The sequence below is a fragment of the Marisediminitalea sp. genome (assembly GCF_984433645.1).
Genome location: NZ_CFIDRX010000099.1, coordinates 1 through 15,823, shown reverse-complemented (window position 1 = coordinate 15,823; position 15,823 = coordinate 1). Strand labels below are relative to the sequence as shown.

13 protein-coding genes are annotated in these 15,823 nt (G+C 49.4%); all 13 read left to right on the top strand.

What is annotated here, in order from left to right:
• On the top strand, window positions 1-876 hold an 876-nt coding region (locus AC4MRN_RS13080; RefSeq protein WP_491203522.1), incomplete at its 5' end, for an FtsW/RodA/SpoVE family cell cycle protein.
• On the top strand, window positions 869-1,933 hold the full coding sequence (gene murG, locus AC4MRN_RS13075) for an undecaprenyldiphospho-muramoylpentapeptide beta-N-acetylglucosaminyltransferase (protein WP_491203521.1): 1,065 nt from the start codon (window positions 869-871) through the stop codon (window positions 1,931-1,933). The genes AC4MRN_RS13080 and murG, both read left to right, overlap by 8 nt.
• A 3-nt stretch (window positions 1,934-1,936) precedes the next feature.
• A complete protein-coding gene (gene murC / locus AC4MRN_RS13070; RefSeq protein WP_370241047.1) occupies window positions 1,937-3,382 on the top strand; it encodes a UDP-N-acetylmuramate--L-alanine ligase in 1,446 nt (481 codons plus the stop codon).
• Complete coding sequence (locus AC4MRN_RS13065) at window positions 3,379-4,329, top strand: D-alanine--D-alanine ligase (protein WP_255051462.1); 951 nt, start codon at window positions 3,379-3,381, stop codon at window positions 4,327-4,329. The genes murC and AC4MRN_RS13065 overlap by 4 nt, the downstream gene beginning before the upstream one ends.
• Before the next feature lie 2 nt (window positions 4,330-4,331).
• The gene (locus AC4MRN_RS13060) at window positions 4,332-5,054 is read left to right on the top strand and encodes a cell division protein FtsQ/DivIB (protein ID WP_073323294.1); all 723 of its coding nucleotides are present in this window, start codon (window positions 4,332-4,334) and stop codon (window positions 5,052-5,054) included.
• A 14-nt stretch (window positions 5,055-5,068) separates the two neighbouring features.
• Window positions 5,069-6,298, top strand: coding sequence for a cell division protein FtsA (gene ftsA, locus AC4MRN_RS13055; RefSeq protein ID WP_073323292.1), 1,230 nt, complete (start codon window positions 5,069-5,071; stop codon window positions 6,296-6,298).
• Window positions 6,299-6,400: 102 nt separating this feature from the next.
• Window positions 6,401-7,558, top strand: a complete 1,158-nt coding sequence (gene ftsZ / locus AC4MRN_RS13050; protein ID WP_073323290.1) for a cell division protein FtsZ — start codon at window positions 6,401-6,403, stop codon at window positions 7,556-7,558.
• A gap of 145 nt (window positions 7,559-7,703) precedes the next feature.
• The gene (lpxC, locus tag AC4MRN_RS13045; RefSeq protein WP_255051461.1) at window positions 7,704-8,615 is read left to right on the top strand and encodes a UDP-3-O-acyl-N-acetylglucosamine deacetylase; all 912 of its coding nucleotides are present in this window, start codon (window positions 7,704-7,706) and stop codon (window positions 8,613-8,615) included.
• Window positions 8,616-8,773: 158 nt separating this feature from the next.
• Entirely contained in the window at window positions 8,774-9,664 is an 891-nt protein-coding gene (locus AC4MRN_RS13040) for a M23 family metallopeptidase (protein WP_073323286.1), read from the top strand.
• A 93-nt stretch (window positions 9,665-9,757) separates the two neighbouring features.
• A complete protein-coding gene (gene secA, locus AC4MRN_RS13035) occupies window positions 9,758-12,478 on the top strand; it encodes a preprotein translocase subunit SecA (RefSeq protein WP_255051460.1) in 2,721 nt (906 codons plus the stop codon).
• A gap of 58 nt (window positions 12,479-12,536) precedes the next feature.
• Window positions 12,537-12,935 carry an 8-oxo-dGTP diphosphatase MutT gene (mutT, locus tag AC4MRN_RS13030; protein WP_491203520.1) on the top strand — a complete coding sequence of 133 codons (399 nt, stop codon included), beginning with the start codon at window positions 12,537-12,539 and terminating at the stop codon, window positions 12,933-12,935.
• Window positions 12,936-13,364: 429 nt separating this feature from the next.
• Window positions 13,365-15,275: a methyl-accepting chemotaxis protein gene (locus tag AC4MRN_RS13025; protein WP_073323282.1), complete on the top strand. Its 1,911-nt coding sequence runs from the start codon at window positions 13,365-13,367 to the stop codon at window positions 15,273-15,275.
• An 18-nt stretch (window positions 15,276-15,293) separates the two neighbouring features.
• A partial coding sequence (locus AC4MRN_RS13020) for a chemotaxis protein CheW (RefSeq protein ID WP_491203519.1) occupies window positions 15,294-15,823 on the top strand: 530 nt, incomplete at its 3' end.

Genomic DNA, 15,823 nt, shown 5'->3' with positions numbered 1-15,823 from the left:
TACGATGAAGTAACAGAAAACCTGAAAGGGTTTATTAAGCCGCTGGTTGTGTTTTTTATCCTGGCATTATTGCTGTTGGCTCAACCTGATTTGGGGACTGTGGTTGTGATGTTGGCGACGACTATCGGGCTGCTGTTCCTGGCCGGGGCAAGATTGTGGCAGTTTTTCGCGTTAATGTTTGTCGGCATTCTGGCCGTTGTGGCATTGATTGTCTTTGAGGAATACCGGCTAAGACGGGTAACCTCGTTTTTAGACCCATGGGCAGACCCGTTTGGCAGTGGCTACCAGCTTACTCAGTCTCTAATGGCCTACGGCCGCGGCAACTGGTTTGGTCAGGGACTGGGTAACAGTTTGCAGAAACTGGAGTTTCTCCCCGAAGCGCACACCGATTTCGTAATGGCGATATTGGCTGAGGAGCTGGGCTTTGTTGGCGTTATGATGGTATTGCTGCTAATGCTGTGGCTGGTACTTCGCGCATTGCAAATTGGGAATCGCGCGTTGGCTAACGACCGTCCGTTTGATGGTTTTATGGCTTACTCCATTGGCATCTGGTTTAGTTTTCAAACGGCGGTCAACATTGGTGCAAGCGCCGGTATTCTCCCGACTAAAGGGCTTACCCTGCCATTGGTTAGTTATGGCGGCTCAAGTCTAATTGTCATGGCGGTTGCTGTATCGCTGTTGCTTAGAATTGATTTTGAACTGCGTGTAGCCGGCGTCCAGGCGCTGACCAAAGGAGCAAAAGCCGACGCTAAGCGCGAAGCTAAACGCAACAAAAAACGAGAAGCGAAAGCCAAAGTAAAACAAGCCATGCAAAGCGCAGAAGATCAGGCCGAAGAAGCCAGCTTTGTAGATGATGAGGAGACGCGTCATGACTAAGCGTTGCCTGATCATGGCGGGCGGGACTGGCGGTCATGTCTTCCCCGGTATTGCAGTGGCAGATACGTTAGTGAAACGCGGCTGGCACATCGACTGGCTTGGCACTGCAGAGCGCATGGAAGCTCAGGTGGTGCCTCAGCACGGTTATCCGATTCACTTTATTCCGGTAAAAGGCTTGCGAGGCAAAGGTATTCAGGCAAGGTTAAGTGGTGTGTGGGCATTGTTTAAGTCGCTGATTGCGGCACGCAAACTGGTGAGAACCTTACAGCCAGATGTGGTGCTTGGCATGGGCGGATACGCCAGCGGGCCAGGCGGACTGGCTGCCTGGAGTCTGGGAATCCCGGTTATTGTGCACGAACAAAACGCGGTGCCCGGTATGACCAATCGGTTGCTGGGTAAGGTAGCGAAACGCATCATGTTGGGCTTCGACTCGGCCAAAACGCATTTTGGTTCGCAGCGACAAAAGTGCGTGACTGCGGGCAACCCGGTACGAAAAGCTATATTGGATCTGCCGGTGAAATCAACCTCAACCGCGCCGTTAAATATGTTAGTGGTGGGGGGGAGCCTGGGCGCCAGACCACTGAACGAAAACATTCCTGCATTGTGTAAGAACATGCCAGGGCTGGCTATTTGGCATCAAAGCGGTAAAGGCAACGCAGAAGCGGTGAAACAGGCTTATGGCAACACAGAAGCCAAGGTTACCGAATTTATTGACGATATGGCTGAGGCCTATCAATGGGCAGATTTTATTGTTTGCCGGGCTGGCGCATTAACCGTGGCTGAGGTGGCCGCGGCAGGTAAAGCGGCGATTTTTGTACCGCTTCCGCATGCCGTTGACGACCACCAGACACAAAATGCCCGTTCGCTGGCAGACAATCAGGCAGCGGAATTGGTGCCTCAGTCAGCGTTAACCGACAAGTTGCCAGGCATTATTCAGACTTGGATTAACGATCCTCAGGCGTGCGAAGCTGTTGCCATGAAAGCCAAGCAATTTGCGCCACATGACGCAGCGGGCCAGGTGGCCGACGCATGCGAATACGTTGTAACTGGAGAGTAGTAAATGGTTTTAGAAACACCTTTTCAAAGCCCACAAATGCGTAAAGTAACACGCATCTTCTTTGTTGGGATTGGCGGTGCCGGTATGGGAGGCATTGCCGAGGTGTTGTTGAATGAAGGTTATCAGGTAGCGGGCTCTGACATTCAGGCTGGTGCGATGACTCAGCGCCTTACGGCGTTGGGGGCCGATATTGCGATTGGCCACAAAGCGGAAAATGTCGAAGGCGCCAACGTGGTGGTGGTATCCAGCGCCATTAACGAAGCCAATCCGGAAATTCAGTTTGCCAGACAACAGCGCATTCCCATTATTCGCCGTGCAGAAATGCTGGCAGAACTAATGCGCTTCCGCCACGGTATTGCGGTAGCCGGGACACATGGTAAAACCACGACAACCAGTCTGATTGCGACTATTTTTGGCGAAGCTGAAACCGATCCAACGTTTGTCATCGGCGGGTTACTGAACAGTGCGGGTACAAACGCCAGATTAGGCAAAAGCCGGTATCTGATTGCCGAAGCAGATGAAAGCGATGCGTCGTTTTTACATTTGCAGCCAATGATGAGCGTAGTCACGAATATCGAAGCCGACCACATGGATACCTATGACGGTGATTTTTCGAAAATGACCGACACCTATATCGAATTCTTGCACAATCTGCCGTTTTACGGTCAGGCCGTGGTGTGTGGTGATGATCCGGTAATCCGAGACTTGCTGCCGCGCATTGGGCGCAGTGTGCTGACCTACGGTTTTAATGATGATAACGATGTGCGGGCTACCAATATTCAGTATCAGTTTGGCCGCACAACCTTTGATGTGATTCGCCCTGGCCGCGAGCCGCTGGCAATCGAACTGAAGCTATCCGGTGCGCATAACGTATTGAATGCGCTTGCGGCGATTACCGTTGCCACCGAAGAAGACATTGAAGACAGCGCTATTTGCCGTGCGCTTTCCACGTTTGGCGGTATTGGTCGTCGTTTCGAAGTACTGGGCGAGTTCAGCACTTCCGTCGGTGAAGTTACGCTGGTGGATGACTACGGACACCACCCGACAGAAGTGGCGGCAACCATAGCGGCGGCCAGAAATAACTGGCCTTCACAACGTCTGGTGATGGTGTATCAGCCTCACCGCTATAGCCGTACCCGCGACTTATACGAGGACTTTGTGGAAGTATTATCTCAGGTTGATTGTCTGTTGCTGCTTGATGTCTACGCGGCAAGCGAACAACCCATTGAAGGGGCCGATAGCCGGGCATTAGCGCGGTCGATTCGTGCACGTGGTCAGTTAGAGCCTGTGTATGTAGGCAGTCATGAAGAATTACCCTCGATTTTGGCGAATCAGTTGCAAAATGGCGACATTGTGATGACCCAGGGCGCAGGTAATATTGGTCAATTAGCGAAAAAACTGGCAGCAACCGGGATGGAACCTGAAAAATTGCAAGGGCAACTATCATGACGTTCACGACTTACTCTGCAGAACAATACGGGCGCGTTGCTGTGATGTTAGGTGGCGATTCGGCTGAGCGAGCAGTGTCTCTTAACTCGGGAAACGCCGTATTAAAAGCCCTGCTATCAGCGGGGGTTGATGCCTTTGCATTTGATACGGCTGAGAGGCAACTAACTGATTTAATAGCGGAAAAGGTCGATCGCGTATTGATAATGCTGCATGGTCGGGGTGGTGAGGACGGCTCTATGCAAGGTGCGCTTCAACAGTTGGGAATTCCTTATACTGGCAGCGGTGTATTGGGCTCTGCGTTGTCGATGGACAAAATCCACACCAAGCAAATCTGGCAATGCCTGCAACTTCCTACTGCGAAATATGAAATTGCTGTAAAAAGTCGCTTTGAAGCTGGATCATGCGGCGCTATAATGAATAAATTAGGGGGAAAAGTCATGGTCAAACCTGCTCGGGAAGGCTCGAGTATTGGGATGGCTAAAGTGACAAGCGCTAAACAACTAGAAACGGCCATTCAGGACGCCTTTAAATACGATAATCAAGTCCTGGTTGAGCAGTTCATAGATGGGCGGGAATTCACTGTATCTGTGGTACAGGGAAAAGCCTTACCATCGATCCGCATGTCAACCCCACATACGTTTTACGATTATTCGGCAAAGTACCAGGATAATACTACCGAGTACTTTTGCCCCAGTGGCCTGTCTGATGAACAGGAAAGCACACTGGCACAATTGTGTACGGACGCGTTCGATGCATTGTCTGCTACCGGCTGGGGCCGGGTAGATGTAATGCAGGACAGCCAGACCGAACAGTTTTATTTACTGGAAGCCAACACCGTGCCGGGCATGACTGAAAAAAGTCTGGTTCCCAAAGCGGCAGCCGCAGCAGGTATTAGTTTTCAGGAACTGGTACTGGCCGTGCTGGCAACCAGTATGGAGCCTGCGTAATTATGGCGGCGCAACAGCAATCTGCCCCATGGGGCGGCATCACCTTTTTGGTGGTGGTGTTTGCTGTGTTAGTCGCAGTAGGTGTTAAAACTTACAGCTGGATGCAGGACGAGCAACGTGCACCTGTGCAGGTCATCGATTTTTCAGGCCGGTTTAAACACCTTGATGTGCTAAAACTGGAAAAATTGATTCGTCAGTCGCAACCCGGCAGCTTTTTTGCTTTAGATGTGAATGACATACATCAGTTATTGGAGCAACAGGCCTGGGTGTACCGGGCATCGGTGCGCAAGCAATGGCCAAACCGCCTGAAGGTGTATTTGGTTGAGCAAACACCGGTTGCACGCTGGAATGAAGATTTAATGCTGAACCCTTACGGTGAAAGTTTTAATGCCGAGGGAAAGTCACTTGGTTTACCTCAATTGTTTGGTCCGGGTGGCAGTGAGAAGACAGCATTGGAAGGATACAACGCCATGCAGTCGTTACTGGCAGGGCGGGAGCTAACGATCGCAGAGTTATCGCTAAGTGAGCGGTATGCCTGGCAGGTTCAGCTCAAGAACGGCATTGAAGTCAACCTGGGAAGACAGGAATTCATTGACCGATTGCAGCGTTTTGTGGATGTGTACCCGCTGTTAGCGAAGCAGCCCAAAGCCATACAGTATGTAGATTTACGATACGACACCGGATTGGCCGTGGGCTGGTCTGAAGACGACACGACAAAAAGTTAAGAGATTGAGAATTAATGTCTAAAGCGGCAGAACGTAATTTGATTGTAGGACTCGATATCGGCACCAGCCGGGTTAAAGCCGTCCTCGGTGAATTACTGGATGATGAACAAATCAGTATTGTTGGGGTTGGAACCCATGTCGCACGCGGAATGGACAAAGGCGGCGTTAACGATCTGAACCTGGTAGTGAAGTCTGTGCAAAGCGCCGTTAACGAAATGGAGCTAATGGCAGATTGTCAGGTGTCGTCGGTGTTCATGTCGATTTCCGGTCGTCATGTAAAGTGCCAGAACGAAAGTGGCATGGTACCGATCAATAATCAGGAAGTGACACAGGAAGACGTAGACAACGTAGTGCATGCAGCGCGTTCGGTGCCGATTGCCGCTGAACGCCGTTTACTGCATGTGTTACCGCAGGAATTTACTATCGATGTACAAGAGGGAATTAAAAACCCCATCGGTATGTCGGGTGTGCGGATGGAAGCCGAAGCACACATTATCACCTGTGCCGATGACATGGCTAAAAATCTGGTGAAATGTGTTGAGCGCTGCGAATTACACGCAGACCAATTGATCTTCTCTGCGCTGGCATCGAGCTATGCCGTGTTGACAGACGATGAGCGTGAATTAGGGGTGGCGGTAGTCGATATCGGCGCTGGCACCATCGATATTGTGATATACACCGACGGCGCTATTCGCCATACCGCGGTTATTCCGCTGGCAGGTAATCAGATTACCAGTGATATCGCGAAAATCTTCCGCACGCCGATCAGCAACGCAGAAGAGATTAAAGTCAATTATGCCTGTGCGCTGAAAGACATGGTCAGCATGGAAGACAGCATTGAAGTACCCAGTGTAGGCGGACGTCCTGCGCGGGTGATGTCACGGCATACCCTGGCTGAGGTTATCGAACCTCGCTACCAGGAATTGTTTGAATTAGTTTACAAAGAAATCAAAGCCAGTGGCTTTGATGAGCAAATCGCAGCCGGTCTTGTACTGACAGGTGGCACCGCCAAAATGGAAGGCGCGGTAGAATTTGCAGAAGAAATTTTTCAAATGCCCGTCAGAGTGGGACAACCATTGGGCATGGTAGGACTGTCTGAATATACAGACGATGCGAGCTTTGCAACGGCTGTCGGACTCCTCCAGTACGGAAAAATGCAGTTTGATAATAAGAAGACCAGTAAACAACGCACCACTGATGGTTTGTGGAAGCGGGTGCAAAGCTGGTTTAAGGGTGAATTTTAATTTTTTAGGGGGCGCTTAACCACGCACAACCGTGACGATGGAATGGTCACAATAACTGTGTATGGATAAGTGTGTATAGACGTACAAAACCGGAGAGTAAGTATGTTTGAATTAATGGATAGCCACGGTGAAGAAGCCGTAATCAAAGTCATCGGAGTCGGTGGCGGCGGCGGTAATGCGGTTGAGCACATGGTGTCTCACAGCATTGAAGGCGTGGAATTTATTGCTGTTAATACCGATGCGCAGGTATTACGCAGCTCATCTGCCGATGTGACATTACAGATCGGCTCTAACGTAACAAAAGGTCTGGGTGCGGGTGCCGATCCAAATAAAGGTCGAGAAGCTGCCCAGGAAGACCGTGAAACCATTCGTCAGGCTTTAGATGGTGCCGATATGGTCTTTATTACCGCGGGTATGGGCGGTGGTACAGGTACCGGTGCAGCACCAGAAGTGGCAAAAATTGCACGTGAAATGGGGATCCTGACGGTAGCGGTAGTGACCAAGCCTTTCCCATTTGAAGGTAAAAAGCGTACTGATTTTGCTAATCAGGGTACCGATGAGTTGGCGCGAAATGTTGACTCTTTGATTACTATTCCGAACGAAAAACTACTGAAGGTAATGGGTCCTGGTACACCGTTGCTACAGGCGTTTAGCGCTGCGAATGATGTTTTACGTGGTGCGGTTCAGGGGATTGCTGAGCTGATTACACGCCCAGGTCTGATTAACGTGGATTTCGCCGACGTGCGTACAGTTATGTCTGAAATGGGTAAAGCCATGATGGGCAGTGGTTCTGCGTCAGGTCCGGATCGTGCTGAAGAAGCAGCAGAGTCTGCTATTGCCAGCCCGCTGCTGGAAGACATCGACCTGTCAGGCGCGCGCGGTATTCTGGTGAATATTACGGCTGGCCCGGATTTTGCAATTGATGAGTTTGAGACTGTAGGTAACGCGGTTAAGGCATTTGCATCGGAAAACGCAACAGTCGTGGTTGGTACCGTTATTGATATGGAAATGACTGACGAACTGCGTGTAACCGTTGTTGCAACCGGTATTGGTGCTGAGCGTAAGCCTGATATTGCACTGGTTAGTTCAGAAGGCGCGCGTTTATCGTCTTCGGCTCGTGAGTTCCAGTCTGGCGGTGAAGGCCGTGCAGTGGGTGGTACCGATGGTAACCAGGCGCTGAAAGCAGACGAAAATGCACAGCCGGGTAATGATCTCGAATATCTGGATATTCCTGCTTTCCTGCGCAAGCAAGCAGATTAGACCAGTAAAGAGAACTTTACACAGCTTTTACAGTCGAAACGGCAAATATTACTGGTAATACGGTAATATTCATGACAGATTTTTGACAAGTAATAGTCGGCTCACTATAATTGCCGGCCGTTTTTGTGTAGGTAATACGAATTCGATGATTAGACAACGTACAATTAAACATGCTGTCCAGGAAACTGGCATTGGGTTGCATAAAGGAGACAAGGTCACTATGACTCTCCGGCCAGCGCCTGCGAACACGGGAATCGTGTTTCGGCGTATTGACCTTGATCCGCATGTAGACATTCACTCGCGCGCTAACGCCGTGGGGAACACCATGTTGTGTACCTGTCTGAACAACGAAGACGGCGTGAGCATCCACACCGTGGAACACCTTGCGTCTGCTCTGGCAGGTCTGGGTATCGACAACATTATTGTTGAGGTAAACAGCAACGAACTACCGATCATGGATGGTAGTGCCAGTCCTTTCGTATTCCTGCTGCAATCGGCCGGAATTGAAGAATTAAACGCGCCTAAGCGTTTTATTCGCATGACCAAGCCGGTGCGTGTTGAAGACGGCGACAAATGGGCAGAATTACGTCCTTATGACGGCTTCCGCGTCGATTTCCAAATCGATTTCGAGCACCCGGTTATTAGCCAGACGCGTCAGCACATGGTCATGGACTTTGATTCGTGCTCGTACGTAAACGAAGTCAGCCGCGCCAGAACCTTTGGTTTTATGCGTGATCTGGAATACATGAACGCAAATAACCTGGCATTGGGTGGCAGCATGGAAAATGCGGTAGCACTTGATGACTACCGCGTATTAAACCCGGAAGGCTTGCGTTATGATGACGAATTCCTGAAGCATAAAATCCTCGACGCTATTGGTGATTTGTACCTTGGTGGTCATAGCATTATTGGTGAACTGGCGGCATACAAAACTGGCCACGGTTTGAACAATAAATTGCTAAATGCCGTGCTGGCACAGCAGGATTGCTGGGAATATGTGACTTACGAGTCGCAGGAAGAAGCGCCTATTCGCTACGCGCAACCCGCTCTGGTATAAGAGAATTTGCTGAAAAAGCCGCCCTCAGGGCGGCTTTTTTGTTGTTTATTTAAAGGAAATATCGCTAAAATAGCGCGAAACGTGTTATTTTTAGCAAGTTTGTAACACGAAATAAAACTAAAGAACGCCAAGCACTACGGTGCGCATAAGACACAGCGATGAAATTAACAGTCACATTTATAGGCAAAAAACGACGGGTTCGTCACAGTATGAGCGTGCGCTCTATTGTGAGCCTGACCGTATTGTCGTCGCTGTTTGTGTTAGTTTCCAGCCGTTCAACTGATTCCTCCCTCGAAAATTTCGCCCGCGTCAAAATTGCTCAAAATGTGCTTGAAGCCGAGCAACAGGAAGTCGATGCATTAAAATCTGCGACGAATGAGCAAGTAAAAGCCCTGACAGAACAGCTCAGTGCAATGAGGCTCACCTTAGATAAAATTGACGCGAAAACACAGGTGCTGGCAAAAGCCATGGGTATCGATGAACAGTCTGTGCAGGATTTCGGGTTAGCGTCAGTGTCTGTCGCAAAACAGCTACAGGACGAACAGGACAGGTTACTTACACCTATAGAAGAATTAGGCAGTCAGTTGCAGTATAAACAGCAGCAACTGGAAGCCCTTGAAAGATTGGTTACCGGACACCATATAGATGAACAGATTAGTTTATCGGGTCGTCCGATAGAGAAAGGATGGTTGTCGTCCTACTATGGCATGCGTGCCGATCCCTTTACGGGTCAGCCTGCTATGCATAGTGGATTGGATTTCGCCGGCGAAGTGGGTGACGATGTCGTTGCTACTGCCGCAGGCATTGTAACCTGGTCAGGTGACAGGTACGGTTATGGCAAATTAGTGGAGATTGAGCACGGTGATGGGCTCGTGACACGCTACGGACATAACGACTCGCTAATGGTAAACAAAGGCGATCTGGTCACCAAAGGGCAGGTTATTGCACAAATGGGCAGTACCGGGCGTTCGACGGGTGCACATGTGCATTATGAAGTCATTAAAAGCGGCCAGAAAGTCGATCCTCTTCCTTACGTTTACAACAAGTAACGTAGTCTCTATCAAACCAGTCTGATACGCGACGAGCACCGGGTTAGCCGGTCGCTGGTTATTTTTGATTACAGCAGTGGAAATACCAACACAATGTTTGCAAGCATTCTCAGAAAAGTTTTTGGCAGTCGAAACGACCGACTATTAAAAAAATTACAAAAGCACGTTAACGCCATAAATGCTCTGGAAGCCGAGTTTGAAGGACTGGACGACGCCGCACTGAAGCAGAAGACTGAAGAATTCAAGCAACGACTGAAAGACGGCGCTACCCTTGATGACATCCTGATTGAAGCATTTGCAGTTGTCCGGGAAGCCAGTAAACGCGTATATGGCATGCGTCACTTTGACGTACAGATGCTGGGTGGTCAGGTACTGCATTCGGGTAAAATTTCTGAAATGCGTACGGGTGAAGGTAAAACCCTGACCTCGACTTTACCGACCTATTTGAATGCCCTGACGGGTCGCGGCGTTCACGTCATCACCGTGAATGATTATCTGGCACGTCGTGATGCCGACTGGAGCCGAAGCTTGTTTGAGTTTTTGGGCCTGACGGTGGGCTGTAATATTCCTGGTATGGCGCCTGAGCAAAAGCGCGAAGCCTATCAGGCAGATATTACTTACGGTACCAACAACGAATTTGGATTCGACTACCTGCGCGATAACATGGCGTTCAGTCCGCAGGACCGTGTTCAGCGCGAGCTGTATTTTGCGGTTATCGATGAAGTTGACTCCATCCTCATTGACGAAGCGCGTACGCCGCTAATTATTTCTGGCGCTGCAGAAGATAGCTCAGAGCTTTATAAGCGCATTAATCGCGTGATCCCTGAATTGGTTCAGCAGGATAAAGAAGACGAAGAAGATAAACACGGCGACGGCGATTACACCATCGACGAGAAAGCCAAGCAAATCCACCTGACCGAAAAAGGTCAGATCCACGTTGAAGAAATTCTCAAGCGTGAAGGTTTGCTCCCTGAAGATGAGTCGTTATTCGACGCGGGTAACATTTCGCTATTGCATCACATCAATGCTGCACTTCGTGCCCACAAGCTATTCGCCAAAGACGTTGATTATATCGTTAAAGACGACGATATCGTTATTGTTGATGAACACACCGGTCGTACAATGGAAGGCCGTCGTTGGTCTGAAGGCTTACACCAGGCTGTTGAAGCCAAAGAAGGTGTAAGAATTCAAAACGAAAACCAAACGCTTGCCTCTATAACGTTCCAGAATTACTTCCGCTTGTACGAAAAGCTGTCAGGTATGACAGGTACTGCAGATACCGAAGCCTTTGAGTTCCAGCATATTTATGGTCTGGAAACGGTGGTCATTCCAACCAACCGTCCAATGGTTCGTGACGACAAAGCAGATCTGATTTATCTGACTGCACAGGAAAAATACGAAGCTATTGTCGAAGACATCAAGGCCTGCGTGAAACGCGGACAACCTGTGTTGGTGGGTACCATCTCCATTGAAAATTCTGAGCTAATCGCGCGCATTCTGAAGAAAGAGAAAATCGCGCACAAGGTACTTAACGCGAAGTTCCATGCTCAGGAAGCTGATATTGTAGCACAGGCGGGTCGTCCTGGTGCGGTGACCATCGCCACCAACATGGCCGGTCGTGGTACGGATATCGTCTTGGGCGGTAACTGGCAGGCAGAAGTCGCCAAACTGGAATCGCCGACTGAAGAGCAGATAGCTAAAATCAAAGAAGCGTGGAAGAAAGATCACGAAGCTGTGTTGGCAGCCGGTGGTTTGCACATCATTGGTACTGAGCGTCACGAGTCTCGCCGTATTGACAACCAGTTACGTGGCCGTGCCGGTCGTCAGGGAGATCCGGGTTCCTCGCGTTTCTATTTGTCGTTAGACGATGCTCTGATGCGTATTTTTGCGTCAGAAAAAATGGCGAGCATGATGAAGCGCCTGGGTATGGAGCGCGGTGAAGCCATTGAACACCCTTGGGTTACCCGCGCCATTGAAAATGCCCAGCGCAAGGTAGAAGGCCGAAACTTCGATATTCGTAAGCAGTTACTTGAATACGACGATGTTGCCAACGATCAGCGTAAAGTTATTTACGAACAGCGCAATGAATTACTCGACGAAGGTGATATCAGTGACACTATCCAGGCGATCCGCGAAGATGTGATCAGTGGTGTTGTAGACGAGTACATTCCTCCACAGTCACTTGAAGAGATGTGGGACGTCAATGGTCTGGAGCAACGCCTGAAAGCAGATTTTGCCCTCGACGCACCGATTCAAAAGTGGCTGGATGACGACGATAAGCTGTATGAAGAAAAGCTTCGGGAAAAGATTCTGGAAGAACTTGCTGTTGCCTATAAAGCCAAAGAAGATATGGTAGGTGAAGCGGTACTGCGTCAATTCGAAAAAGCCGTTATGTTGCAGAATCTGGATAGCCATTGGAAAGAACACTTGGCTGCCATGGACCACTTGCGCCAGGGTATTCACCTGCGAGGTTATGCGCAGAAGAACCCTAAACAAGAGTACAAGCGCGAAGCCTTCGAACTGTTCTCAGGAATGCTGGAAGCGTTGAAAGGCGAAGTGATCACCATCCTTAGCCGGGTTCAGGTTCGTGCCGAGTCGGATGTTGAAAAAGTAGAAGAGCAACGCCGTCAGGCTGATGATGTACCAAAGAATTATCAGCATGCTAATGCCGATGGTGAACCTGGTCCGGAAGCAAGTGGCCCACAAGCCGCACAGGCATCAGCGCCGCGTACCGGCCCTAAGGTAGGTCGCAACGATCCTTGTCCATGTGGTTCGGGTAAAAAATACAAGCAGTGTCACGGTAAATTATCGTAGCCTGTAATAGGTAATGTTCAGAAGGGGCAGTCGTGCCCCTTTTTCATTTGAGGTGAATATGAAAGTCGTTGAAGTCGCGGTAGGCGTGGTAATAAGAGGCCATCAAACTTTTGTGTGCTTGCGGTCGAATGATAAACATCAGGGCGGTAAGTGGGAGTTTCCGGGTGGTAAGGTTGAGGCAAGGGAATCCCCTGAACAAGCGCTACACCGGGAACTAAAGGAAGAGATTGCAATTCAAATAACGCATACGGAGCCCCTGATGACCATTGCCCATGACTATGGAGATAAGCAGGTTAAGCTGATTGTATTCATCGTTGATGGCTTTAAAGGCGAGCCAGTAGGTAACGAAGGCCAACCCGGCAAGTGGTTGAGTATAGACACCCTCGATGCAAGCGCCTTCCCTGCTGCTAATGTGGCTATCATTGAAGCCTTACAAGGCTATATTGCTAACAAATAACGCGCTGTACACTTACGTCCTACTAACGGGATTGACGCTATACAATCCCGCTATTTCAAGTTGTAAATCCCTAATGGATTCAACACATAAGCCTCAGCTTATGTACCCTTATACTTAAGTTTATACAGCGTTAAATTCGTATTCGCATGCAACTTAAGTATAGATAGACAAAATCCAGAAACAATGTCTGCTATTCCGAAAACACCTAGTTGCTCACGTAACTGGTTAATTTTTCTATAATCCATATATGACAATAGTGACTTTTATGCTAAATGTCTATTGTGTATATTTTGTGTAACTATGCTGATTTCAAGTGAGTAAGTTATACATTAAGTAATAAAGGTATTTGGTTTAATACCTTATTTTTTTGTCTCATTCGTATAGTAAAAACACGCATTGCAATATTGCCGTGAACGAGTGAGGTAACCCATGGCCCTTAAAAAACATTCAGAACCCGCTGCGACCAATACGACGGTTCGCGTAGATCCTAAAATGCGACGCGAGGCAGAAGAGCAGCGAAAGCGTGCCCGTACCCTAGCTCGTCAACAACAGGCTGCAGAGCGAATTGCTACAGCATGTGCACAGCTTGCTACCGGAATTAACGAAGCCGCCAGTGCCGCTGACCAAATGGGCACTGCTATCACTGAGATAGCAACCGGTGCCGAGCAATCGAGCAGTGCAAGCCAGGAAAGCCTGGCCGCTATCGTTCAGATTAGCAAGTCGTTGGGGGCGCAACTTGACCTGTCCGGCAATACCCTCACCAAAACCAATACGCTGCAAACCTTTGTAGAACGCGTTGTTGAAGATTTGTCTACGATGATGTCGAGCGTGAAAACGGCGTCTGAGCATCAGTCTCGTTCCGTGGTGATGATGAGCGAACTGGAACAGCAAGCCAGCAACATTGGTGAAGCAGTTAAACAAGTTACCCGTATTGCAGATCAAACAAACTTACTGGCGCTAAATGCTGCAATCGAAGCCGGTCGTGCGGGCAAGCATGGGAAAGGGTTTGCAGTAGTTGCTGATACGGTGAGGGCGTTGGCTGAAGTCTCTGATAAAAGTGCAGCGGACATTGCCAAACAAATCGAGCAAATTCAGCAGCAGTCAAACAAGGTGTCTGATGCTGTAAAAATGTCGGCAGAGGCTGCGTTGGAAGAAGTCACCAAAGGCGAGGCGGTGACTAACCAACTGGTACAGATAAAGGACGATATGGCCACGATTGCGAATGGATCTGCAGATCTGCAGGTTAAAATTCGCGAAATGGACAATGCCGCCAAAGACATTCAGACAAGCTCAGAGTCCATTTCTTGTGCGGCTGATGAGCAATCTTCTGCAGCGCAGGAAGTGTCCAGTAACGTGACAGAACAAGGTAGCGCGTTAACACAGGCTGAAAAAGCCGCACAGTCACTGGAAATAGTGACGGAAGAGCTCAAAAACAGTACTGATATCAGTAAGAGCGCGGAAGAGGTTGCAGCATCAGCTGAAGAACTCTCGGCCAGTCTGGAAGAAATCAATCGGTCTGCCACTGAAATTGCGACTGCATTGAATCAGGTGAATAACGGTGCACAACAGGCTGCCAGCGCGGTTGCTCATGCGGTAACCAACATCGAAAAGCTCAAGGATGGCGTAGAGCAAGCGTCGTCTCAGTCTGATCAGGCCCTCACTCGTGGTGGTGAAATCACCGATTTACTGCAGAAGAATCGCAAGCTGATCGAAGAGATGGTTAACGGCATTAACTCGGCTCTTGAAACCAGTAAGCGCAATGTTGAATCGATCAACCAAATGGAAGTCATGACCCGTCAGATAGACAAAGTCATCGATACCATTACGACGGTATCGGTTAAAACCAGCATGCTGGCAGTCAACGGTGCAGTTGAGGCCGCGCGCGCCGGTGAATACGGTAAAGGTTTCGCGGTAGTGTCAGCCGACATCCAAAGCCTCGCCGACGAAGCAGCTGAAAACGTTGAGCAAATCAAAGATCTTATCAAAGGCATTCAGGATCAAACGGTCAATGTGAAAACAGATTTGAGCAATGTTGCCGAAAGTGCTTATCGCGAAGTGCTCAAGGCACAGCAAACGACCAAAGACATTGCAGACATTGCCACTGATATGGCTGAAGTACTTGGCTACAACCGCGACATGCAGAATACCAGTGAAGAAATTGCAGCAGCCGTTGCGCAAGCGCAAAAAGGTCTGGAGCAAATTGCCGCAGCCAACGAACAGGCCAGCAGCAACTGTCAGCAAGCACTCAGTGCATCAGAGCAACAGAGCAAGGGCATGGAAGACCTGGCGCGTTCTATTGAAGAAATCGCGTCTGTTGCTGATGAAATGCAAAGCAACTAACACAGGTTGGAGGCAGTTATGTCTGAAGTGATAGAAAACAACGACAACGCCACAGAAACAGAGTCACAGTTTGTCTCCTTTTTGTTGGGCGAAGAGCGATTTGCTTTCAACATGCTGACCGTCGGTGAAATCATTCGGGTGCCCACCATGGTGAAGGTGCCATTAGGCCCACCCCAAATGCTTGGTCTGGCAAATTTACGAGGTAACGTGCTCCCCGTCTATGATCTGCAGTTCACCCTGATGGGTGAGCCAGGAGAACAGACGGATTATTCTCGCGTTATCGTGGTGGAGTCCAGCATGGGGGTTACCGGGTTTCTGGTGGACCGCGTTACCCGAGTGAACAGCATTAGTCACGATTGCATCGAGAATGATAAGTCCTGGGAAGGCTCGATTGCCTACGACTACCTGGACGGCATCATTAAACGAGACAAACAACCCATTGAGCAAATTTTATCGGTTGAAAAGCTGGTAACGGCTCAGGTTGTTAATCCGGTTACCAGTGGTCAGCATCAGGTATCACTGTCGCAGGCTGCAATGGGTGGTCAGGA

Bases quoted from the DNA above. Each gene is read 5' to 3' on its own strand.
- murG (WP_491203521.1), top strand. From the start codon at position 869: ATGACTAAGCGTTGCCTGATCATGGCGGGCGGGACTGGCGGTCATGTC.
- murC (WP_370241047.1), top strand. From the start codon at position 1,937: ATGGTTTTAGAAACACCTTTTCAAAGCCCACAAATGCGTAAAGTAACA.
- AC4MRN_RS13065 (WP_255051462.1), top strand. From the start codon at position 3,379: ATGACGTTCACGACTTACTCTGCAGAACAATACGGGCGCGTTGCTGTG.
- AC4MRN_RS13060 (WP_073323294.1), top strand. From the start codon at position 4,332: ATGGCGGCGCAACAGCAATCTGCCCCATGGGGCGGCATCACCTTTTTG.
- ftsA (WP_073323292.1), top strand. From the start codon at position 5,069: ATGTCTAAAGCGGCAGAACGTAATTTGATTGTAGGACTCGATATCGGC.
- ftsZ (WP_073323290.1), top strand. From the start codon at position 6,401: ATGTTTGAATTAATGGATAGCCACGGTGAAGAAGCCGTAATCAAAGTC.
- lpxC (WP_255051461.1), top strand. From the start codon at position 7,704: ATGATTAGACAACGTACAATTAAACATGCTGTCCAGGAAACTGGCATT.
- AC4MRN_RS13040 (WP_073323286.1), top strand. From the start codon at position 8,774: ATGAAATTAACAGTCACATTTATAGGCAAAAAACGACGGGTTCGTCAC.
- secA (WP_255051460.1), top strand. From the start codon at position 9,758: ATGTTTGCAAGCATTCTCAGAAAAGTTTTTGGCAGTCGAAACGACCGA.
- mutT (WP_491203520.1), top strand. From the start codon at position 12,537: ATGAAAGTCGTTGAAGTCGCGGTAGGCGTGGTAATAAGAGGCCATCAA.
- AC4MRN_RS13025 (WP_073323282.1), top strand. From the start codon at position 13,365: ATGGCCCTTAAAAAACATTCAGAACCCGCTGCGACCAATACGACGGTT.